This is a genomic window from Streptomyces sp. RFCAC02, from assembly GCF_004193175.1.
In the GTDB taxonomy this organism is placed as follows: domain Bacteria; phylum Actinomycetota; class Actinomycetes; order Streptomycetales; family Streptomycetaceae; genus Streptomyces.
In genome coordinates, this window is sequence record NZ_SAUH01000001.1 from 5,253,316 (window position 1) to 5,275,773 (window position 22,458).

Genomic DNA, 22,458 nt, shown 5'->3' on the forward strand with positions numbered 1-22,458 from the left:
CCGTGCTCGAACTCGCGGGGACCCTGCGCCGCTGGACGGCGGAGGGACGGGACTGGGCCGCCGCCACCGTGACCGCGGTGCGCGGCAGCGCCCCCAGACTGCCGGGCGCGACCCTCGCCGTCGCGGCGGACGGCGCGGTGGCGGGCAGCGTCTCGGGCGGCTGCGTCGAGGCGGCCGTGCACGACCTGTGCCGGACGGCGCTGGAGCGGGGCCGCCGGGTCGCGCGGGCTTTCGGGCCGGCCGGCGACGACCCGTTCGCGCCCGCCCTGACGTGCGGCGGCGGCATCGAGGTCCTGGTCACGCCGGTGCGCGCCGCCGACCCGGAACGCCCCGTCGTGGCCGCCGCGCTCGACGCGGCCGCCGCCGGCCGGCCCGCGGCCCTCGTCCGCCCCGTCACCGGCACGGGCGCCGGCGGCGCGCTCCTCGTCCGCCCCGGCGAGCCCGTGGCCGGCACGCTCGGCGCCGGGCGCGCCGCCGACCACGTGGCCGCCCGGGAGGCCGCGGCGCTCCTGCGCGCCGGCCGCACCGGCACCGTCCGCGTCCCGCACGGCACGCTGTTCGTCGAGGCCAGCCTCCCGCCGCCGCGTCTGCTGGTCTTCGGCGCCGTGGACTTCGCGGCCGCCCTGGTGACGGCCGGGACGTTCCTCGGCCACCGGGTCACCGTCTGCGACGCGCGGCCCGTGTTCACCACGCCCGAACGGTTCCCCGGCGCCGCCGAGGTCGTCACCGAGTGGCCGCACCGCTACCTGGACCGCGAGGCCCCGCGCCTCGACCCGCGCACGGCCGTGTGCGTCCTCACCCACGACGCCCGGTTCGACGTCCCGCTGCTCACCCGCGCGCTCGCCCTGCCGCTCGCGTACGTCGGCGCCATGGGCTCGCGCCGCACCCACGCCGCCCGGGTGCGGGCGCTGCGGGACGCCGGGGTCACCGAGGGCGCGCTCGCGCGCCTGCGGTCCCCGATCGGCCTCGACCTCGGCGCGCGCACCCCCCAGGAGACCGCCCTGTCGATCGCCGCCGAGATCGTCGCCCTCCGGCACGGCGGCACCGGCGCGCCGCTGACCGGCACCGGTGACGCGGACGCCGCTGCCGGGCGGCCGATCCACGCCCGGGGGCACGTGCCGGGGCCGTGGACCGCCTCCGTAGGGTCTGCCCATGACCTTGCCCCCGGTGATGACCCGTCGTGCCCTCAACCGCGCTCTGCTTGAACGCCAGTTGCTGCTGCGGAGGGCGTCCATGGACCCCGCGGACGCCGTACGGCACCTGGTGGGCCTCCAGACCCAGGTCCCCGGCACGCACTACACCGCACTGTGGTCGCGTCTCGACGGCTTCGACGCCGAGGCGTTCTCACGGCGCTTCGAGGCACGGGAGTTCGTCCGCCTCAGCCTCCAGCGCGCCACGCTGCACACCGTCACGGCGGACGACTGCCTCGCCCTGCGCCCGGTGCTCCAGCGGGCGAAGGAGGGGCCGATCCGCACGGGATTCGGCGGCCGGCTCGACGGCGTCGACCTCGCGCGGCTCGCGGTCGCGGCGCGCGCGCTGGCCGAGGAGGAGCCGCGGACGCTGCGGGAGTTCGGCGAGGCGCTGGCCGCCGAGTGGCCCGGCGTCGACCCGCACACGCTCGGGCAGGCCGTCCGTGCCTTCCTGCCCATGGTGCAGACGCCCCCGCGCGGCCTGTGGCGGCGCGGCGGCGCGGCGCGGCACACGACGGCCGAGCACTGGCTCGGTGCGCCCCTCGGCACCGACACGGAGCCGGACGCGCTGGTGCGCCGCTATCTGGCCGCGTTCGGTCCCGCGTCGGCCAAGGACGCCGGCACCTGGTCCGGACTGACCGGTCTCGGGCCGGTGTTCGCCCGGCTCAAGGATGAACTGGCCGTCTTCAGGGACGAGCGGGGCACCGAACTGTTCGACCTGCCCGACGCGCCCAGGCCCGACCCGGACACCCCGGCGCCGCCCCGCTTCCTCCCGGAGTACGACAACCTGCTGATCGGCCACGCGGATCGCTCCCGCGTCATGACGCCCGAGGACCGGGCGCGCATCTGGGCGGGGAAGAACCGCGCTCTGCCAGCCTTCCTCATCGACGGCTTCACCGCGGGCGTCTGGCAGCTCACCACCGACCGCGCGGGCACGGCCGCCGTGCTCACCCTGACGCCGTTCGGCGATCCGACGCCCGGTGAGCGCGCGGCCGTCGAGGCCGAGGGCGCGGCGCTCCTGGCGTTCCACGCACCCGGCGCCGACCACACCGTGCGCTGGGAGTGACGCGCCCGCCCGGGATCACTCGCCGCGGTCCGGCGCCCCGTCGGCCACCAGCCGTTCAGCCGCCGTGTTGACCGCGCGCGGCGTACCGGACAGTTCGAGGACGAACAGCGGCACCCGCAGGTCGTCCGCGCACACCCGCGCTCCCATCTCGAACCCGGCGACGGCGAACGCCACCGGCAGCGCGTTCGCCGTCGCCGCGTGCAGCCACAGCGTCTCGACGCGGCGGACGCCCGTGCGCTCGGTGCCCTGGTCCACCACGCCGACGATGGAGGGACCGCGCAGGTCCAGCCCGGACGGCGGCCGCGGCACAGAGCCCCGCACGCCCCAGAACCCCAGCCACCCGAGGAACTCGGCCGCGCACGCGACACCGTCCCACGCCGTCTCGATCGCCACCGGGCCGAACGGTTCCCGGCCCTCCCCGCCGCCGGCCGGCACGCCGTCCCGCAGCGTCAGCCTGACGGTCACGCCGCAGGAGCAGTCGAACTGCGGCTGCGGCCACTGTCCCTGGTGACCGCAGCGGGTGCAGTCAACCTCCGTCCACGCCGCTGACCAGGATCGGTGACGCACGGAAATCGCCGGGGCGACACCCGAAGTGAGGACGGGCAGCGGCACCGGCGCCCCGCAGACGCACGGGAACTCGGGCGGGACGTACGTGTGCTCCCGGTGGCAGTCCGGGCAGCGCACGAGCACGCTTCTGGCCATCTGACGCTCCAGGGAAGGCAATTCTCGGGGTCGGCACCCAGTGTCCCCGATCCGGCCCCTCCCGCGCAGCCCCGTGGCACACCGCGCCGGCACACGTCCCGGCGACTGCGCGGCGTCATCATGGCGTGGCAGTTTTCACCGGAATGTGACCGCCGGAACTTCGCGGTCCGTATGGCGAGGTACGCGGACAGTGATATTTACTTTCCTTGTTCGGCCCACCGGCCGCCCGCGTCGCGCGGGCGTGCCCGCACGGGGCACAGCATCGTGAGTAGGACGGCAGGGAGGGGCTGAGTGGCGGGAGAAGCTGAGACGGCCCGTTGGGCAGTGACCGCCGCGGCACGCGGCGGGGCCTGCGCCGACCCGCGGATCGCGGGCCTGCGGACCGCCGTCGACCGATTGCGCCGCGATCTGGGCGGGCACCCCGCCCCGCTGGCCGACCGGGAGATCGCCGACCGCGAACTGGACGCCCTCGACCGCATGACCCGGTCGGGTGATTTCGTGGCGGCGGAACTGCGCCAGTCCCTGCTGCTGATCGTCGCGTCGATCGGCTCGGTGAGCGCGCTGGCGTTCGGTGTCGCGCAACTGCGGGACGCCCTGGAGATGTTCGGTGTCTCGCGGTACGACCGCGACGAGCCCTACCTGTTCCGGCAGCGCCCCCCGGTGTCGCCCCCGGTGGCCTGGCCCCCGGGCCACCGCTGACGGCTCGTTGACGCGGCAGGTGACGGGCGGTTGGCTGGAGTGTCATGACGTCACCCACGCCGCCGGCGGCGTCCGGCCTCGCCTGGTTCGACGGCGCCGACGAACACGCCGTCCGCGCCGCCCTCCTCCGGGTCTGCCCCTCCGACCCCTGGGCCGCACGGCTCATCGCCGCCCGCCCGTTCCCCGGGACCGGCGCGCTGCTCGCCGCGAACGAGGCCGCCGTCGCCGCCCTCGGTGACGACGCCCTCGCGGCCGCGCTCGCCACCCCGGCCACCGGGCCCGCCATCACCCGTGCCGGCCTCACCGCCGTCACCGCGGCGGGCCTCACCCGTCTCGCGGAGGGCACGGCGACCGTCTCCACCCACGTCCTCGACACCGCCGCCGGCCGCCCGGCCGCCGGCGTCCCCGTCACGCTCGCGGTGCGCCACGGCCGCGGCGCGCCGTTCACCCCGCACGCGACGGGCGGCACGGACGCGGACGGCCGCTGCGGCGGGCTGCCCGCGCTGCCGGGCGCGGCGGACGCGGCGCGGCTCACGTTCGCCGTGGACACGCCGTTCTTCCCCGAGGCCGCCGTCACCTTCCGCGTCGTCCCCGGCGAGCACTTCCACGTGCCGCTGCTCCTCAGCCCGTACGGCCATTCCGTCTACCGGGGGAGCTGATCCCGTGCCGCCCGCACTCGGCCCGAACCAGTACGGCAAGGCGGAGACCCGCGTCCTGCGCGTCTCGCGCGACGGCCCCGTCCACCACGTCCGGGACCTGTCCGTCTCCTGCGCGCTCTCCGGCGACCTGGCGGCGGCGCACCTCGACGGCTCGAACGCGGACGTCCTGCCGACCGACACCATGAAGAACACCGTCTTCGCGTTCGCCAGGGAGCACGGCATCGCGTCCCCCGAGGCGTTCGCGGCGCTGCTCGCGCGGCACTTCGTCGCCTCGCTGCCGGCGATCGACCGGGCGCGCGTCCGCGTCGAGGAGTACGCGTGGGACCGGCTGCCGCAGGCGGGCACGGGGGCGCACTCGTTCGTCCGCGGGGGGCACGGCGTGCGGACGGCGCAGGTCACCCTCCGCGCCGGCGGGCCGGGGCGGTGGGAGGTCCTGGGCGGCGTCACGGGGGTCACGGTGATGAACACGACGGACTCCTCGTTCTGCGGCTTCGCGCGGGACCGCTTCACCACCCTGCGGGAGACGGACGACCGGGTGCTCGCCACGGACGTGACGGCCGTGTGGCGGCAGGCGGCGGACGGCCCGCCGGAGCCCGGCCGCGACTTCGATGCGGACCACGCCGCCGTGACGGGCCTGCTGCTCGAGGCGTTCGCCGGCTCCGTCTCCTCGTCACTCCAACAGACGCTGTACGACATGGGCGCGCGGGTGATCGACGAGCGGCCGGAGATCGCCGAGATCCGGCTTTCCCTGCCCAACAACCACCACTTCCCGGTCGATCTCGAACCCTTCGGCCTGCGGAACGAAACCTCCGACGGCGCCGTCTACTACGCCGCGGACCGCCCGTACGGGCTGATCGAGGCCACCGTGCTGCGCGACGGGGCCGAGGCCCGGATCCCCGCCGACCTCACCGCGCCCTGACGCCGAACCGGCCGGCATCGCCGCCCGGCTCCCCGGGCAACCGCGCACGAGACCCGTGACCCACCCCGGAGGAGCCCATGAGCGGCAGGACCGTCATCGAGAACTGCGCCGTCGCCACCGTGGACGCGCACGACACCGAGCACGCCACCGGCCACCTCGTCCTCTCCGGCGGCCGGATCGAGGCCGTCGGCCCGGGACCCGCGCCGGCCGGGCTCGGCGGCGTCACCCGCAGGATCGACGCCACCGGCCACCTCGCCACCCCCGGCCTGATCAACACCCACCACCACTTCTACCAGTGGCTCACCCGCGGCCTCGCCCAGGACGCGCACCTCTTCGACTGGCTCCGCGCCTCGTACCCGGTCTGGGCCTGCATCGACGAGCCGATGGTGCACGCCGCCGCCCGCGCCTCCCTCGCGATGATGGCGCGCGGCGGCGTCACCACGGCCGTGGACCACCACTACCTCTTCCCGCGCGGCGCCGGCGACCTGCTGGGCGCCGTGATCCGGGCGGCGGGCGGGATCGGCGTACGCCTCACCGCCGCGCGCGGCGCGATGGACCTCGGCGCGTCCGACGGGGGGCTGCCGCCCGACTTCGCCGTCGAGGCCACCGACGACGCCCTCGCCGCCACCGAGGACGCGGTGCGCGCCCACCACGACCCGGCGCCCGACGCGATGGTGCGGGTCGCCGTCGCGCCGTGCTCGCCGTTCTCCGTCACGACGAAGCTCCTGTGCGAGTCCGCCGAGCTGGCGCGGCGCCTCGGGGTGCGGCTGCACACCCACGGCTCGGAGACGGCCGAGGAGGCGGAGTTCTGTCACGAGCGGTTCGGCATGGGACCCACGGCCTACCTGGAGTCCGCCGGCTGGCTCGGCCCCGACGTGTGGATGGCGCACTGCGTGCACATGACGGACGGCGACATCACCGCGTTCGCCCGCACCGGCACCGGCGTGGCGCACTGCCCGTCGAGCAACGCGCGCCTCGCCGCCGGGATCGCCCGTGTCCCGGACCTCCTGTCCGCCGGCGTGCCGGTGGGCCTCGGCGTCGACGGCACCGCGTCCAACGAGGCGGGCGAGCTGCACACCGAGCTGCGCAACGCCCTGCTCGTCGCCCGCCTCGGACCCCACCGTGAACGCGCGCTCACCGTCCGCCAGGCCCTGCGCCTCGGCACGGCCGGCGGCGCCCGCGTCATCGGCCGCGACGCCGAGCTGGGGTCCCTGGAGCCGGGCAAGCTCGCCGACCTCGTGCTGTGGCGGCTCGACGGCCTCGGCCATTCCACGATCACCGACCCGGTCGCGGCCCTCGTCCTCGGTCCGCCCGCCCCCGTGACCCTGGCGACGGTCGGCGGCGTCCCCGTCGTGGAGGCCGGCCGCCTGCTCACGGCCGACGAGGACGCCGTCGCACGGGCAGCCGGGGCCGAGGCACGCCGGCTCGCCGCTGCCGCCGCCCGCTGACGGCTTTCCGCACGGCGCCCGAACAAGACCGACATGCGATCGCCGAATGGCGGGCACAGAATGAATCGTGCTCAAGGACGAGGGAACTCAGCGACCGGACGGGACCGATCGGGCCAAGCCCCGCGCGGCTGACGGCGGAACGGGATCGGTGCGCACCACCGTGCCCGCGCGCCTCGACCGATTGCCCTGGTCGAGCTGGCATTGGCGCATTGTCATCGGCCTCGGCACGGTGTGGATTCTCGACGGCCTCGAAGTCACTCTCGTCGGCAACATGGCGGAGCGCCTCGCCGAGCCCGGCAGCGGCATCGCCATCACGGCGGCGCAGGTCAGCGGCTTCGCGGCCGCCATGTATGTGACGGGGGCGTGCGTCGGGGCACTGTTCTTCGGCTGGCTCACGGACCGTTTCGGGCGCCGGAAACTCTTCATGCTCACGCTGGCGGTGTACCTGCTCGCCACCGCGCTCACGGCATTTTCCTGGACGCCGTGGTTCTTCTTCCTGATGCGTTTCATGACCGGTTTCGGTATCGGCGGTGAATACGCGGCGATCAACTCGGCCATCGACGAACTCATCCCGAGCAAGTACCGGGGCCGGATCGACATCGTCATCAACGGGAGTTTCTGGATCGGCGCGTTCTTCGGCGCCCTGCTGTCGATGGTCTTCCTGCGCACCGAGACGTTCGCCGTGGACATCGGCTGGCGCCTGGCGTTCGGCCTCGGCGTCGTCCTGGGCCTCGTCATCCTGCTGGTGCGCCGGCACGTTCCGGAGAGCCCGCGGTGGCTGTTCATCCACGGACATGACGCGGAGGCCGAGACGGTCGTGGACGAGGCGGAGTCCTCAGCGCGGCACGCCGGTCACGAACTGTCCGAGACCGATCAGGCGATCACCATCAAACAGCGCCAGTCGATCGGCTTCATCACGATCGCGCGCACGGTGTTCAGCCGCTACCCGCGCCGCGCGGTTCTCGGTCTCTCCCTCTTCGTCGGCCAGGCGTTCCTCTACAACGCGGTCACGTTCGGCTTCGCGACGATCCTCGTCACGTTCTACGACGTGCCGACCGGCGACACGGGCTGGCACTACGCCGTGATCGCACTGGGCAACTTCTTCGGCCCGCTGCTGCTGAGCCGCTTCTTCGACTCGGTGGGCCGCAAACCGATGATCGCGGGAACCTACATCCTGTCCGGCCTGCTGCTGTTCGGCACGGCGTACCTGTTCCAGCAGGACGTGCTGTCGGCGAACACCCTGACGGCCTGCTGGACCGTGGCTCTGTTCTTCGCCTCGGCCGGAGCGTCGTCGGCCTACCTGACGGTGAGCGAGGTCTTCCCGATGGAGACCCGCGCGATGGCGATCGCGTTCTTCTACGCGGTGGGCACGGCAGCGGGCGGAATCAGCGGCCCCCTGCTCTTCGCGAGCCTGACCGAGAGCGGCATCCGCAGCGAGACAACCCTCGCCTTCTGCATCGGCGCGGCACTGATGGTCCTGGCGGGCCTGGTGGAGGTGTTCCTCGGCGTGAAGGCAGAACGCAAGGGCCTGGAAGACATCGCAACCCCCCTGACAGCCGAAGAACCCCACCACACACCAGCCTGACCCCAAAGGAAACCATCCCCGCGTCTGCGGGGAGTAGACCGGGGTGGTCGGGCGTTCCGTCGGCGGCGCGGGACCACCCCGCGCGTGCGGGGAGCAGCTCCAGCGGGGCGAGATCGCGGGGAGCAGGGCGGCCTGTACGCCGGGTTCTGTCTCCCCGGGGGACCATCCCCGCGCGTGCGGGGAGCAGCGCGGTCAAGGTCGCCGGCCTCCCAGCCGACCAGGGACCATCCCCGCGCGTGCGGGGAGCAGAGGCCAAGCTGGTGCACGTCCGTCGCGGACTTGGGACCATCCCCGCGCGTGCGGGGAGCAGCTCCAGCGCCTCGGCGTCGAGCCCGAGTGGACGGGACCATCCCCGCGCGTGCGGGGAGCAGCACGACGGCATGCACGACGCCGCCCGGGAGGCGGGACCATCCCCGCGCGTGCGGGGAGCAGGCGCTGTACTCGTAGTACTCGGCGATGCGCTGGGGACCATCCCCGCGCGTGCGGGGAGCAGGCGGGACACCGCCGGCGCGGCCACGAGCGCCAGGGACCATCCCCGCGCGTGCGGGGAGCAGACGGCCCGTCGAGGCGGCCCCCGGCGTAGAACGGGACCATCCCCGCGCGTGCGGGGAGCAGCGGCGGGCGTTGTCCCCGGCGGTCCGCAGGTTGGGACCATCCCCGCGCGTGCGGGGAGCAGCAACTCGGCGGTCACAGGGCACCGCCGGGGAGGGGACCATCCCCGCGCGTGCGGGGAGCAGGGGTACGGCCTGAACGAGCGGCGTTTCTCGCTGGGACCATCCCCGCGCGTGCGGGGAGCAGACTCCGTGAGCTGCGGGTTCAGGCGAGAGGGTAGGCCGTTTTACTTAACTTCGCCGACTCCGGCATTGCGGGTGAAGTGCGCCAAACGGTCATGTTCGTCAAACTCGCCTCTCCGTGCCACGGGTGTAATGCGATCGTACGGCCGGGGCCATGGTGACTTTCAGGAAAGCTGCACATGCGCTGCGTCGAAGCGTGTCTAATGCGGCCATGGCATGGAGATCCGGGGAAGCCCCTCCCGGCCTGGCGGCGCGGCTGGTCGGTCCGGTGCGGCGTGTCTGGGCCAAGCATGAGCGAGACAGTGACGGTTGGCTGCCGCTCTGGCGGCACATGGCCGACAGCGCCGCCGTCGCCGGCCTGTTGTGGGACACCTGGCTGCCCGCCAACCTGCGAGCGCTGATCGCCGAGGCGCTGCCGGACGGTGAGGCCGACGGTCGCCGGCTGGTGAGCTGGCTCGCGGCCGTGCACGACATCGGCAAGGCCACCCCCGCGTTCGCCTGCCAGGTCGACGGCCTCGCCGACACCATGCGGGACGCCCAACTCGACATGCGCACCTACGCCCAGTACGGCCCCGATCGACGGCTCGCCCCGCACGGGCTGGCCGGGCAGGTGTTGCTCGGGGAATGGCTCGTGGAGAAGCATGGCTGGAACCTCCGGCACACGGGCCAGTTCACCGTCGTCGTCGGCGGACACCACGGCGTGCCGCCGGAGTCGCTCCAGGTCAGGGCGGTGCACGACCACCCCGAGTTGCTGCGTACGCCCGGCCCGTCCGAGCCGCTGTGGGGGCGGGTGCAGACGGAGCTGTTGGACGCCTGCGCCGAGGAGTACGGGATCGCCGAGCGTCTGACGGCCTGGCAGACGGTGAAACTACCCCAGCCCGTACAGGCGTTGCTCACGGCAGTCGTGATCATGGCGGACTGGATCGCCAGCAACCCGGACTTCTTCCCTTACTTCCCCGACGCCGCGGGAGTCCCGGACGAGAAGCGCGTCGAGGCCGGTTGGGCCGCTGTCGATCTGCCGGCGCCCTGGGCGGCCGGGGAGCCCCCGGCCGAGGTGGCGGACCTGTTCGCGGCCCGTTTCCGGCTGCCGCCCGGCGCGGTGCCCCGTTCCGTCCAGGCGCAGGCGGTCTACCTGGCCCGCCGGATGGAACGCCCGGGACTGATGGTGATCGAGGCGCCGATGGGGGAGGGGAAGACGGAGGCGGCCCTCGCGGCCGCCGAGATCCTGGCGGCCCGCTCGGGCGCCGGGGGTGTCTTCTTCGCGCTGCCCACCATGGCCACGAGCAACGGCATGTTCCCCCGGCTCCTGCGCTGGCTCGACCGTCTGCCGTCACCGTCGGGCACGCGGCTGAGCGTGCAGCTCGCCCACTCCAAGGCCGCGCTCAACAAGGACTTCGACGACGTACGGCGTGGCCGCTGGGGCCGCGGCTCCGCCTCGGTCGACATGGACGGCGAGCGGTCCCCGAGTCGGGGACCCGGACGGGCCGCGTCGGCGGAACTGGTCGCCCATCAGTGGTTGCGCGGGCGGAAGAAGGCCATGCTCGCGTCCTTCGTCGCCGGGACCATCGACCAACTGCTGTTCGCGGGCCTCAAGAGCCGGCACCTGGTCCTGCGTCATCTCGGCGTCGCCGGCAAGGTCGTGGTCATCGACGAGGCCCACGCCTACGACACCTACATGAGCGTCTATCTCGACCGGGTCCTGAGCTGGCTGGGCGCCTACCGGGTCCCGGTCGTCGTCCTGTCCGCGACGCTCCCCGCCGACCGCAGGAGGCAGCTCGCGGAGGCGTACGCCGGTGTGCCCGGCGGCGCGCCGGAGTTCGCCGCACTCCAGGAGACGACGGACTACCCGCTGCTGACCGCCGTGGCGCCCGGCGAGGCCCCCGTCGTCGAGGCCCCCGCCGCGTCGGATCACGGCGGGGAAGTGGTCCTGGAGCGCCTGGACGACGACGTGGCGACCCTCGCCGACCGCCTGGCGGAGGAGAAGGAGGGCGGCGGCTGCGTCCTGGTCGTGCGGAACACCGTGCGGCGGGTCCTCGACACCGCGCGGGTCCTCCGTGAACGCTTCGGGGACGACGTTGTGACCGTCGCCCACTCGCGGTTCATCGACGTGGATCGGGCGGCCAATGACGCTGACCTGCTCGCCCGGTTCGGGCCTCCCGGGGAGGCGGGCGGAGAGCGGCCGTCGGGCCTGCACATCGTGGTGGCGAGCCAGGTCGCCGAGCAGTCCCTCGACGTGGACTTCGACCTGCTGGTCACGGACCTGTGCCCGGTGGACCTGCTGTTGCAGCGGATCGGCCGGCTGCACCGGCACCGCCGTCCGCGCCCCGAGCGGCTGGCGGTGGCCCGCTGCCTCGTCACCGGCGCCGACTGGGGGGACGGTACGGACGCCCCCGCGCCGGTGCGCGGATCGGTGGCGGTGTACGGGGCGTACGCGCTGCTGCGGTCGGCCGCCGTGCTGCTGCCGCACCTGGACGGAGGGCGTCCGGTGCGGCTGCCCGGGGACATCAGCCCGCTCGTCCAGGCGGCCTACGGCGACGGGGACGTCGGTCCGGCGGGCTGGGCGGGTGCCCTGGCCGAGGCCGGGCAGCGGCACGAGAAGCGGCGCCGGGAGCAGGAGCAGAAAGCGTCGGTGTTCCGTCTCGGCGAGGTCGGCCGTCCCGGGCGTTCGCTGATCGGCTGGATCGCGGCCGGCGTGGGGGACGCCGACGATTCCCCGGCCGGGCAGGCCCAGGTCCGTGACGGCCGGCCGGCCGTGGAAGTCCTGGTGGTGCGCCGCCGCGACGACGGGACCCTGACGACGCTGCCATGGCTCGACAAGGGAGCCGGGCTGGAACTCCCCGTGGACCGTGTCCCTCCACTGGAGGCCGCGCTCGCCGCCGCCCGGTGCGGATTGCGACTGCCCATCGAGTTCTCCGACCCGGAGGTCACCGACCGGGCGATCGCCGAACTGGAGGAGACCTGGGTGAAGCCGTGGCAGGGCAAGGAAAGTCCCTGGCTGGACGGGCAACTGATCCTCCAGCTCGACGAGGACTGTCGGACCCGTCTGGCAGGCTTCTCGCTCCACTACAGCGAAAGGGACGGACTCGAGGTGACGCGTGACTGAACGCTCCCCGCTCTCCTACGACTTGACGAGCCGACCGTGGATCGGGGCGCAGTGGCTCGACGGCAGCGAGTCCGAGGTCTCCCTGCGGGACCTCTTCGCCCGCGCCGGGGACGTACGCCGGATCACCGGTGACCTGGCGACGCAGGAGTTCGCCATCGTCCGCCTGCTGCTGGCTGTCCTGCACGACGCGGTGGACGGGCCGTCGGATCCGGAGGCGTGGGGCGACCTGTGGGACGACCCGAAGGCGTTCGCGCCGGTCGACGGGTACCTCGACGAGCACCGGGAGCGGTTCGACCTGCTCCATCCACGGACACCGTTCTTCCAGGTCCCCGGCCTGCGGACCGGCAAGGGGGAGGTGTTCTCGCTCAACCGGGTCGTGGCCGACGTGCCGACGGGCAAGCCGTTCCTCAGCGCCCGGATGCCCACGGTGGAACGGGTGGGGTTCGCGGAGGCGGCACGCTGGCTGGTCCACGCGCACGCGTACGACACGTCCGGCATCAAGACCGGCGTCGAGGACGATCCACGGGTCAAGGGCGGCAAGGTCTACCCGCTCGGCGTGGGGTGGGCGGGCACCCTCGGCGGCGTGTTCGTCGAGGGCGAGACGTTGCGCGAGACGCTCCTGCTGAACCTCATCGCCGCCGACGAGCCCGGAATCCGGGCCGAGGCCGAGGACCTTCCCGCGTGGCGCCGCCCCGTGAGCCCGCCCGGACCGGACGGCGGTGAGCGCGTTCCCAGCGGCCTGCGCGACCTCTACACCTGGCAGACCCGGCGGGTACGCCTGCACTGGGACGACGACGGGGTCCACGGCGTCGTCATCGGCTACGGCGATCCGCTCACGCCGCACAACCGGCACGCCCAGGAGCCCATGACCGCCTGGCGGCGCAGCACCGCGCAGGAGAAGAAGCTGAAGCAGGTCCCCGTCTACCTGCCACGGCAGCACGATCCCGCCCGGTCGGCGTGGCGGGGGCTCGCCTCCCTGATCGCGGACGCGACCGGTGGACAGCAGGGCGCGGAGGCCGCCGCTTCCCTCGCCCCGCCGGTCATCAACTGGGTGGCCCGGCTGACGACCGAGGGGTACCTGCCGCCTGCCTTCCGTATCCGGGCGCGGACGGTCGGCATGACGTACGGGACGCAGCAGTCGGTGGTCGACGAGGTCGTCGACGACCGTGTCGCGATGGGGGTCGTCCTGCTGGACCACCATCACCCGAGCTTCGGGACACAGGCCAAGGGGGCGGTCGCGGACAGCGACGCGGCCGTACGCGTGCTGGGGGACCTGGCCCGGAACCTCGCGTCGGCCCAGGACGCGTCCAACGACGCGCCGGACGCCGCGAAGGACGCCGCCCACGACCTGGGCTACGCCGCCCTGGACGGCTCCTACCGGACATGGCTGAGCGAACTGGGCGGCGCGGAGGACCCGTACGCCCAGCGCGACCTGTGGCGGCGGACGGCGTACCGGATCGTGCACCGCCTGGGCGTCCGGCTGCTGACCGAGGCCGGTGACCCCGCCTGGGAGGGCCGGGTGACCGAGATCGGCAAGCGGCAGGTGTGGCTGCACGCGCCCCTCGCGGAGCGGATGTTCTGGCGCGCACTGCGCCGCGCCCTGGCCCAGGAATACACCGCCGAGCCCGGCTCCCCTTCCCCGACCGGAGGTCTCCCGCCCGTGATCCCCCAGACCGCGCCGCCACCGACCGCCCCCCAGCGGGTCCGTGATACGACCGCCGGCCTCATCGCCCCCCTGCAGAGCGGGTATCTGGCCGACAGGTCCACTGCCGTGGCCGCGCTGGCACGGCTGCGGCGCGGCGCGGGCCGCGACCTGGCGGCGAACGCCGACCTGTGGGGCCTGGTCGACACCGGCCCCCTGCACGCCGTACCCGAGGGCGAACGGCGGATGTCCGACGCCGAGACGGAGTGGGCGGAGAACGCCGTGCACATCGCCCTCACCCTGTGGGCGTCGCACCAACAGTCCCGCTCCACCGCCATGCACCGCGCCACCACGCCGGCCGTTCCGACCGGCCTCGGCCGGGCGGTGCGGCGGCTCCTGCCGGCCGACGAGATCGACGGGCCGGTCCGCAAGCGGTTCGTCCGCGTCGGGACGGCCACGGACCTGGGCGCCCTCACCGAACGCCTGCGGAACCTCGTGGACCTGCTGCGCCGCGACGACGTCCCGCTCGACTACGGCCTGCTCGCCGAGCAGTTGTACCGCTGGCAGGCCCCCGGCGGACGCGACACCGTACGCCGCGACTGGGGCCGCTCGTTCCACACCCCGCCCCTCACGACCGACACCGGCACGGACCCGACCGCCGCCGATTCCGAGGAGAACAACGCCCAGTGAAGAGCATCTACGTCGACGTCCACGCGCTGCAGACCGTCCCGCCGAGCAATCTGAACCGGGACGACACCGGGGCGCCGAAGTCGGCCGTCTACGGCGGCGCGCGCCGGGCGCGGGTCTCCAGCCAGGCGTGGAAGCGTGCCACCCGTGAGTACTTCGGGGAGCAGAAGCTGCTGGACCCCCGGGATCTGGGCGTGCGGACCCGGAAGGTCGTCGACCTGCTGGCCGAGCGGATCACCCGCCGGGAACCGTCGATCGACCGCGCGGCCGCCCTGACGCTGGCGGCCGAGGTGTTCGCCGCGATCATCGGGAAGAAGCTGGAGCCCCCGGCCCGCAAGAACAAGGGCGGCGAGGAGGGGCAGGACGCCGTGCCGGAGTCGAAGTACCTGATGTTCCTCGGCTCCCGGCAGCTCGACAACCTCGCGGACCTCGCCATCGAGGGCGCCGCCGACCCGGCCGCCTTCCTGAAGGACAAGAAGAACAAGGTCCGCGCCAAGGAACTCGCCGACACCGAGCACTCCGTCGACATCGCCCTCTTCGGCAGGATGGTCGCCGACGCCGCCGACATCAACGTCGACGCCGCCGTGCAGGTCGCCCACGCCCTGAGCGTCCACCCGGTGGAGAACGAGTCCGACTACTTCACGGCCGTGGACGACCGAAACATGGAGGAGGAGTCCGGCGCCGGCATGATCAGCACGACCGACTTCAACTCGGCCACGCTCTACCGCTACGCCTCGGTCAACGTCCACCAGCTCGCGGCCACCCTCGGCGACGGGCAGCGCGACGACCGGCCGGCCACCGAGCCCGTGCGGCGCGCGGTCGAGGCGTTCATCGAGGCGTTCGTGTCGTCCATGCCGACCGGGAAGATCAACACGTTCGGCAACCACACCCTCCCGGACGCCGTCCTCGTCACGCTCCGCACCACGCGGCCCATCAGCTACGTCGCCGCGTTCGAGGACCCGGTCACCGCCCACACCGGCAGCGGCCACCTCCGCGAGGCCGCCGAGCGGCTCGCCGGCTACATCCCCGACATCGAGCGGGCGTACGGGAACGACGCCACGCGCAGTTGGGTGCTGCGGATCGGCCTCCACACGGGGAAGCTGACCGACGTCGCCACCGAGGTGCCCAAGCTGTCCGCGCTGGTCGCCGAGGCCGGGCAGGCCGTCGCCGACGCCCTGGGACAGCCCGCATGAGTGTCCTGCCGCTGCGGCTCGCCGGCCCCCTGCAGTCCTGGGGGGCCGGTTCCCGCTTCGTACGCCGCACCACCGAGAACGCCCCCACGAAGAGTGGCGTCATCGGGCTGGTGGCCGCCGCCCTCGGCGTCGAACGCGCCGACGACACGGGCCTCGCACGGCTCACCGCCCTGCGGTTCGGGGTGCGCGTCGACCAGCCGGGCACGCGGATCCGTGACTTCCACACCGCCCACCACCAGGTGACCGAGGAGTCGATGCCGCTCACCGAGCGGTTCTACCTCGCGGACGCCGTCTTCCTCGCCGCGCTCGAAGGACCCCGCGACCTTCTGGAAGACATCCACACCGCCATGCGGGCTCCCGTCTACACGCCCAGTCTCGGGCGCCGGTCGTGCCCGCTGTCCCCGCCGGTCGAGCTGGACATCAGCGACGGCGCGTCCCTCGAAGACGTGCTGGAGGGCGAGCGCTGGCAGGCGTCGCCCTGGTACCAGCGGCAACTGCGCCACCAGCGCGAGGTGACACTCACGGTGCTCCACGAACCCGGGCCGGACTCCGACGCCGCCCGGGGCGACAGCCTGCGCGATCAGCCGTTGTCGTTCTCACCCGCCAGGCGCCGCCACGCCCTGCGCACCGTCGTCACCCGCCGGGTGGAGGTGCCCAACCCGTGCGCCGCCACGCGCAGGGAACCGGTGCCCGCCCACGACCCGTTCACCGCGTTCCCGGATGAGGATGCCCCCTGATGTTCCTGACCCGCTTCCGTGTGAACACCGCACGCTCGGGCGGCCGGCGGCTGATCTCCTCACCCCAGGTCACGCACGCCGCCGTCATGGCGTCCTTCCCGCAGCTCGTCCCGTCCGAGGGGAACGGCGCCCCCGGCGGTCCACGGGTGCTGTGGCGGCTGGACGCCAACGCGCCGGCCGAGGTGTTCCTGTTCATCGCCGCCCCGTACCGCCCGGATCTGACGCACCTCGTGGAGCAGGCGGGGTGGCCGCACGCCGTCACCGACGGGGAACCGGGCTGGCGCACCCACCCGTACACGCCGTTCCTCGACCGCATCACGACCGGCAGCACGTGGGGTTTCCGCATCACCGCCAACCCGGTGCATTTCGTCCGCCGCAAGGAGAGCGAGCCGAGGAAGCGGACCGCCCACCGGACGCCCGTCCACCAAATGGGCTGGCTGCTCGAACAACAGGAGCACGCGGGCTTCCGGATCACGGAGAAGGCCGACGGCGAACGCCTGCTGCCCGACGGCACCACCCACCAGGGTCGTCCGTACCCCGGCGACCGCTACCACTTGACCGTCCGCGACGTGCGGCCTCTCGTCTTCCGGAAGCCCACCGCCACTTCGGACCGGAACCGGGCCACCATCGTCACCGCGACGTTCGACGGCCGCCTCGAAGTGACCAACGCTGACGTCCTGCGGCGCACCCTCACCCAAGGGCTGGGCAAGGCCAAGGCATACGGGTGCGGCCTCATGACGCTGGCGCCGATCTCATGAGCACCGTTTCGCAGCGCACAGCCCTCACCCCCAGGCACCTGACGCGCACGGCCGAACGTCTCTCGTTCGTCTACCTCGAACGGTGCGTTGTCCACCGCGACGCCAACGCCATCACGGCTGAGGACGCCGACGGGGTGCGCCACATCCCGTCGGCCACCATCGGCACGCTCCTTCTCGGACCCGGAACGCGCGTCACCCACCAGGCGATGAGCGTTCTCGGCGAGACCGGGGCGGCGGCCGTCTGGGTCGGTGAACGAGGCGTCCGTTACTACGCGTCCGGCCGCGCCCTCACCCGCTCGTCTGCACTCGTCGAGGCGCAGGCCACGGCATGGGCGAACCAGCGCACACGTCTCGCGGTGGCGCGTGCCATGTACCGGCTGCGGTTCCCCGACGAGGACCCGGCCGGTCTGACCCGGCAGGAACTCCTCGGACGCGAGGGCCGCCGCGTCAAGGACTGCTACCGCGCCCAGTCGGCCCGTACGGGTGTCCCCTGGCACGGACGCCACTACACGCCGGGCGACTTCGCCGACGGGGACACCGTCAACCAGGCGATCACGGCCGCCGCGCAGTGCATGTACGGGATCGCCCACGCCGTCATCACGTCACTCGGCTGCAGCCCGGCGCTCGGCTTCATCCACTCCGGCCATGAACTGTCGTTCGCGCTCGACGTCGCCGACCTCTACAAGACGGAGATCGGTATCCCCGTCGCGTTCGACGCCGCGGCCGAAGGGCCGGAGGACATCGGCTCGCGTACCCGCCGGGCTCTGCGCGACCGCATCACGGAACTCGGGCTGCTCGACCGCTGCGTGGACGACATCAGGAACCTGCTCGGCGTCACGTCGGACGACCGGGGCGAGGACGTCGTCCTCCTGCAGTCCGACCGGGGCACGGCGGTGGCCTCCGGGCTCAACTACGACGAGGAGCCGGGCTGGTGACGGTGATCGTCCTGACGAACTGCCCGGCGGGGCTGAGGGGTTTCCTCACACGCTGGCTTCTCGAAATCTCGGCGGGCGTGTTCATCGGGAGCCCGTCCGCGCGTGTACGCGACGTGCTGTGGGACGAGGTACGGCAGTACGCCGGCCAGGGCCGCGCACTCCTGGCACACACGGCGAACAACGAGCAGGGCTACATCTTCCGCACACACGACCACGCATGGCACCCGACAGACCACGAGGGCCTGACACTGATCCACCGCCCATCGACCCCGCCACCCAACAGCGGGACCGGACCGAAAAAGGGCTGGAGCAAGGCGGCCAAACAACTCCGCTACGGCAGACGATGACACCAGGCACCAATCACCCGTTCCACACCAAATGCCCGACTCCCCGAAGTTAAGTAAAACCAGCCCCACGACGCCGAAACACCGCAGCTCAACGAGAGTGCTCCCCGCACGCGCGGGGATGGTCCTCCGCACGGCCTGTGGACCGAGCAGGACCGTCAGTGCTCCCCGCACGCGCGGGGATGGTCCCGGCGCTGGTGACATGGCGGGAGCACGTCGCGAGTGCTCCCCGCACGCGCGGGGATGGTCCCTTGGGTCGGCGTTCACGCGGTCCGCTGAGTACGTGCTCCCCGCACGCGCGGGGATGGTCCCTGATCATTCAGGCGGTAGCGATCCGTGATCACGTGCTCCCCGCACGCGCGGGGATGGTCCCGGATGAGGAACGCCCCCTCGTCATCATGCTGGGTGCTCCCCGCACGCGCGGGGATGGTCCCGCGGGGATGGTGCGGGCCTCCGCACCGGCCCGGTGCTCCCCGCACGCGCGGGGATGGTCCCTCGCCAAGGACACGGTTCGCGTACATCGCGGAGTGCTCCCCGCACGCGCGGGGATGGTCCCAGCCCCACCGTCGGGACACAGCACGTCCCGCAGTGCTCCCCGCACGCGCGGGGATGGTCCCCGCAGCGCGGCGCTGGCATCCGACTGATGGGCGTGCTCCCCGCACGCGCGGGGATGGTCCCCCCGACTTCGAGGTCAACATGATGACGGGCGAGTGCTCCCCGCACGCGCGGGGATGGTCCCAAGACGGCCGGCCCCGGGATTGGGCACCGAGGGTGCTCCCCGCACGCGCGGGGATGGTCCCGCGACATGGGTGACGACGTCCTGGATGGTGCCGTGCTCCCCGCACGCGCGGGGATGGTCCCACCGCCGCCAACCTGCTCCCCGGCCCCTACTTGTGCTCCCCGCATGCGCGGGGACGGCCCATGTGGACCGCTCGTGTTCGTCACTCGGATGTGCTGGTGGCCGGTGGTGTCTCCAGTGCGAAGAGCATGAAGCACATCTTCGTCGAGAGGTCGTCGAACTCGTCGGGGTACAGCTCGCGGGCGGCCGGGTCGGGTCGTGGTTCGCTGATGACTGTCAGGCGGAAGCCGGCCGCTGTGAAAGCTTCGGTCATCGCGTGCAGTGGTCTGCGCCAGAAGGTCATCGGGGCGGGTTGGCCCACGAAGTCGTCCCATTCGTACGTGTAGCTGGTGGTCGCGTGGTAGTCGGGCCGAGGATTCTGCATCGCGTAGTCCACGAAAGGGTGCTGCACCGAAGCGATCAGGCGTCCGCCGGGCCTGAGTACTCGCCGCATCTCTGCCAGCGTCGGCCCCCAGTCCTCCAGGTAGTGCAGCACCAGCGAGGCGACGACATCGTCGAACGCGTCGTCGGCGAACGGCAGCGGGTCGCTCAGGTCGGCCACGTGCAGGGCCGCGTCCGCACCCAGCCGCCGTCGTGCCAGTTCCACCATCCCGGCGCTGGAGTCGAGGCCGGTGACGAGAGCCCCCCGATCGCGCAGCGCGGCGAACAGGGGGCCGGAGCCGCAGCCGGCGTCGAGAATCCGGCGGCCGGCCACGTCCCCCGCGAGGGACAGCATCGCGGGCCGCTCGTAGTAGGCGTTCAGGAGGCTGGTCTCGTTGAGGGCCGAATACGCCTCGGCGAAGCCGTCGTAGTCGTTCACCCGGGCCGCGGGGCCGGGCTCGGCGTGGTTCTCGGGGGTGGGCAAGCCGCGGTCTCCCTCTGGTCGTCCGGACATCTCGTGCCGGCGTCGTCCTCCTTCTCGACGCCGATTCGGGGCGTCCCGGTTTCGGGCTGTCGTCCAGGAGTCCGCACCGCGCGGGGGAGGCGGCGGCGACCGCCGTCCCGGTCGCAGGGGCCGGAACGGCGGTCGGGCGCGGGGGAGTCGTCAGGCCGTACGGCAGACGGTGCCGTTCAGTGTGAACGTCGTCGGTGTCGGGTTCGCGGCCTCGTTCGCGCCGACGAAGCCGAACGTCGCCGTCGAGCCGCCGGCCGGTGCCAGGAGTGCGTTGCCGCCCGTGTCCGTGGCGTGGACCCGTGTGCCGGAGCCGCTGACCTGCGCGTTCCACGCGCTCTGCACCGACTGGCCCGTGGCCGGCCAGACGAAGTCCAGTGTCCAGCCGTTGATCGGCGTGTCGCCCAGGTTCGAGACGGTCACCGAGGCGACGAAGCCGCTGCTCCAGCTCGTGTCCACGCGGTAGGTCACCAGGCACGTGCTGTCCCGTGGCGAGGTGGTCGCGAAGGTCAGCGGCTCGGACGGCCGGGACAGGTGCCCCGCCGCGTCACGGGCGAGGACGTTGACGGTGTGCTCCGTGCCCGGCGGCAGGTTGCGCAGGGTCAGCGACGTGTCGGTGGTCGTGCCGAGGAGCTGGGCGTTCGCACCCCCGGTCCGTTCGTACACCTCGTAGGCCACCGGCGCGCCGTCGGCGGCCGGCCAGCTCACGGTGGCCGTGGTGCTGTCGGCACCGGTGAGCCGCGGAGCGCCCGGCGCGCCGACCGCCGCGCCGCCCGACTGCGGGGAGACGGTGATGGTGGTGATCGAGTACGGCGGGAGGATCTGCGGGCCGTCCCCGGCCGCGGCGACCCGTGTGACGTCGGTGTCGCCCCGTGCGTAACGGTGGACGACCGGGGCTCCCGGTCCGGGCGTGAAGGAGGCGTAGTCGATGTCCGCCCGGTGCGCGGTGTCGGGGTCCTTGTTGATGAGCATGACGCTCAGGTCGCCGTCCGCCCGGTGCACGGCGTGGACGGACACCTCGTCGCTGCTGGACGAGGCGGCCACCATGGTGTCGCCCGGCCCGCCGAGCGTGGTCAGGGACTTGATGCCGTAGTACGGGTGGAACGGGGTGTGCAGCGGCGGTTGGCACACGTCTCCGATGCAACCGCCGCTGGACAGCAGGCCGGCGTCGTTGAAGTCGGTCTCGCCGTCGACCTCGTTCACCTCGGTCGGTCCGTTGTGCGTGTTCCACCAGTCGACGTTGAAGACGCCGTTCTCCAGGGCGGTCATGTAGACGTCGGCGGCGAACAGGCCGTTGGGGCGGCTGTTCTGCTGGACGTTCGAGTTGACCTCGGTGAGCGCGATGCCGATCTCGGCGGAACGGTCCCCCGCGTACCGGTCGATCTGCCGGCGGACCTCCCGCAGTTGCCCGGGGAGCCGGGCGACGCGGTCCAGCGCCTCGTCGGCGGTGGCGCCGCCCGGGTACGAGTGCACGACGGCGAAGTCGATGGTGTCGGCGACCATGGACAGCACCGTGTGGTTCCAGTCGGCGCTGTCGCCGGGGCCGGTGATGCCGTCCGGCCAGTCGCCGGGGGTGGTGAGGACGACGCCGATGCTGATGGACGGGTCGACGGCCCGCATGGCCTCGGCGTAGGCGAGGACGTTGCGCGCGTACTCGGCGGGGCTCTTGTCCGGGTGGTCGTCGGCCTCCCAGCCGGCGCCGTAATGGCCGTTGCCGTAGATCTCGTTGCCGATCTCCCAGTACTTCGCGCCGTACCCGCGTGTGATGTTGGCGTAGCGGACCCACTCGGCGGCCTCTTCGGGCGTGCCCGTGCCGTAGTTCGCGATGATGATCGGCTGCGCGCCGGTGGCCCGCACCGTGCCCATGAAGTCGTCGAACCCGGTGCCGGGCGCGACGTAGCCGCCGGGTGCGGTGTGGTCCTCCCAGTGGTAGATGTCGCCGTACGAGCCGCCGGGGTAGCGCATCGCGCCGATGCCGGCGTCGCCCATCAGCGTGGCGACCTCGGGGTCGTTCATGTGGGCGTCCCAGATGGCGGTGTTGACGCCGAACGCCGCCTCGTCGAGCGTGCCGAGGCCCAGGGCGGCGTTGACCGAGACCTCGACGTCCGGCGTGTCGGCCGTGTCGGCGGCTGCCGGTGTCCGGTCGGCCACCGCGAGGGCGGTGGTCAGGGCGCAGGCCAGCGCGGCGGTCAGTACCCGGACCGTACGGGTCCGGCCGGGTGGCCGGTGTGCGAGCAGCATGGGCGTGGTCCCTTCGCAGGCGGGCA

Annotated in this window: 17 protein-coding genes and 2 CRISPR repeat arrays; of the genes, 14 read left to right on the top strand and 3 right to left on the bottom strand. The window is 73.1% G+C overall.

The genetic code is table 11. The annotated features are described in order from the left end of the window. The first annotated feature begins 2 nt into the window (after positions 1 to 2). Entirely contained in the window at positions 3 to 1,205 is a 1,203-nt protein-coding gene (locus EMA09_RS24320) for an XdhC/CoxI family protein (RefSeq protein ID WP_129843102.1), read from the top strand. Then, on the top strand, positions 1,153 to 2,256 hold the full coding sequence (locus tag EMA09_RS24325) for a winged helix DNA-binding domain-containing protein (RefSeq protein ID WP_129843103.1): 1,104 nt from the start codon (positions 1,153 to 1,155) through the stop codon (positions 2,254 to 2,256). The genes EMA09_RS24320 and EMA09_RS24325 overlap by 53 nt, the downstream gene beginning before the upstream one ends. Positions 2,257 to 2,271: 15 nt before the next feature. On the opposite strand, the gene EMA09_RS24330 is transcribed toward EMA09_RS24325, so the two are convergent. Next, positions 2,272 to 2,958, bottom strand: a complete 687-nt coding sequence (locus EMA09_RS24330; RefSeq protein ID WP_129843104.1) for a hypothetical protein — start codon at positions 2,956 to 2,958, stop codon at positions 2,272 to 2,274. 324 nt (positions 2,959 to 3,282) lie between these two features. Between EMA09_RS24330 and EMA09_RS24335 the strand changes: the two genes are divergently transcribed. The 12 genes from EMA09_RS24335 to cas2e all read left to right on the top strand — a co-directional run bounded on the left by EMA09_RS24335 (position 3,283) and on the right by cas2e (position 18,464). Next, a complete protein-coding gene (locus EMA09_RS24335) occupies positions 3,283 to 3,657 on the top strand; it encodes a DUF5955 family protein (protein ID WP_240796543.1) in 375 nt (124 codons plus the stop codon). A 44-nt stretch (positions 3,658 to 3,701) separates the two neighbouring features. Then, positions 3,702 to 4,316, top strand: coding sequence for a hydroxyisourate hydrolase (locus EMA09_RS29350; RefSeq protein WP_129843105.1), 615 nt, complete (start codon positions 3,702 to 3,704; stop codon positions 4,314 to 4,316). Between the two features lie 4 nt (positions 4,317 to 4,320). Continuing rightward, on the top strand, positions 4,321 to 5,235 hold the full coding sequence (pucL, locus tag EMA09_RS24345) for a factor-independent urate hydroxylase (protein ID WP_129843106.1): 915 nt from the start codon (positions 4,321 to 4,323) through the stop codon (positions 5,233 to 5,235). A 77-nt stretch (positions 5,236 to 5,312) separates the two neighbouring features. Then, entirely contained in the window at positions 5,313 to 6,683 is a 1,371-nt protein-coding gene (locus EMA09_RS24350) for an 8-oxoguanine deaminase (protein ID WP_129843107.1), read from the top strand. Between the two features lie 148 nt (positions 6,684 to 6,831). Beyond that, positions 6,832 to 8,268, top strand: coding sequence for an MFS transporter (locus EMA09_RS24355; protein ID WP_240796544.1), 1,437 nt, complete (start codon positions 6,832 to 6,834; stop codon positions 8,266 to 8,268). A 97-nt stretch (positions 8,269 to 8,365) separates the two neighbouring features. Next, positions 8,366 to 9,066: a CRISPR direct-repeat array (repeat unit 29 nt; unit sequence GGGACCATCCCCGCGCGTGCGGGGAGCAG). 207 nt (positions 9,067 to 9,273) lie between these two features. After that, the gene (gene cas3, locus EMA09_RS24360) at positions 9,274 to 12,165 is read left to right on the top strand and encodes a CRISPR-associated helicase Cas3' (RefSeq protein ID WP_168220797.1); all 2,892 of its coding nucleotides are present in this window, start codon (positions 9,274 to 9,276) and stop codon (positions 12,163 to 12,165) included. Continuing rightward, on the top strand, positions 12,158 to 14,497 hold the full coding sequence (gene casA / locus EMA09_RS24365; protein ID WP_346655853.1) for a type I-E CRISPR-associated protein Cse1/CasA: 2,340 nt from the start codon (positions 12,158 to 12,160) through the stop codon (positions 14,495 to 14,497). Before cas3 ends, casA begins: the two co-directional genes overlap by 8 nt. After that, positions 14,494 to 15,687, top strand: coding sequence for a type I-E CRISPR-associated protein Cas7/Cse4/CasC (cas7e, locus tag EMA09_RS24370; protein WP_129843109.1), 1,194 nt, complete (start codon positions 14,494 to 14,496; stop codon positions 15,685 to 15,687). The genes casA and cas7e overlap by 4 nt, the downstream gene beginning before the upstream one ends. Continuing rightward, on the top strand, positions 15,684 to 16,424 hold the full coding sequence (cas5e, locus tag EMA09_RS24375) for a type I-E CRISPR-associated protein Cas5/CasD (protein ID WP_129843110.1): 741 nt from the start codon (positions 15,684 to 15,686) through the stop codon (positions 16,422 to 16,424). The genes cas7e and cas5e overlap by 4 nt, the downstream gene beginning before the upstream one ends. Continuing rightward, a complete protein-coding gene (gene cas6e / locus EMA09_RS24380; protein ID WP_129843111.1) occupies positions 16,424 to 17,182 on the top strand; it encodes a type I-E CRISPR-associated protein Cas6/Cse3/CasE in 759 nt (252 codons plus the stop codon). Before cas5e ends, cas6e begins: the two co-directional genes overlap by 1 nt. Continuing rightward, complete coding sequence (gene cas1e / locus EMA09_RS24385; protein WP_129843112.1) at positions 17,179 to 18,117, top strand: type I-E CRISPR-associated endonuclease Cas1e; 939 nt, start codon at positions 17,179 to 17,181, stop codon at positions 18,115 to 18,117. The genes cas6e and cas1e overlap by 4 nt, the downstream gene beginning before the upstream one ends. Further along, a complete protein-coding gene (cas2e, locus tag EMA09_RS24390; RefSeq protein ID WP_129843113.1) occupies positions 18,114 to 18,464 on the top strand; it encodes a type I-E CRISPR-associated endoribonuclease Cas2e in 351 nt (116 codons plus the stop codon). Before cas1e ends, cas2e begins: the two co-directional genes overlap by 4 nt. Positions 18,465 to 18,561: 97 nt before the next feature. After that, a CRISPR array of direct repeats spans positions 18,562 to 19,383; the repeat unit is 29 nt; unit sequence GTGCTCCCCGCACGCGCGGGGATGGTCCC. Between the two features lie 19 nt (positions 19,384 to 19,402). Here cas2e and EMA09_RS24395 read toward each other — a convergent pair. After that, a complete protein-coding gene (locus tag EMA09_RS24395; protein WP_240796545.1) occupies positions 19,403 to 20,164 on the bottom strand; it encodes a class I SAM-dependent methyltransferase in 762 nt (253 codons plus the stop codon). A gap of 180 nt (positions 20,165 to 20,344) precedes the next feature. Then, on the bottom strand, positions 20,345 to 22,432 hold the full coding sequence (locus tag EMA09_RS24400) for a cellulose binding domain-containing protein (RefSeq protein WP_129843115.1): 2,088 nt from the start codon (positions 22,430 to 22,432) through the stop codon (positions 20,345 to 20,347). Between the last annotated feature and the right edge of the window lie 26 nt (positions 22,433 to 22,458).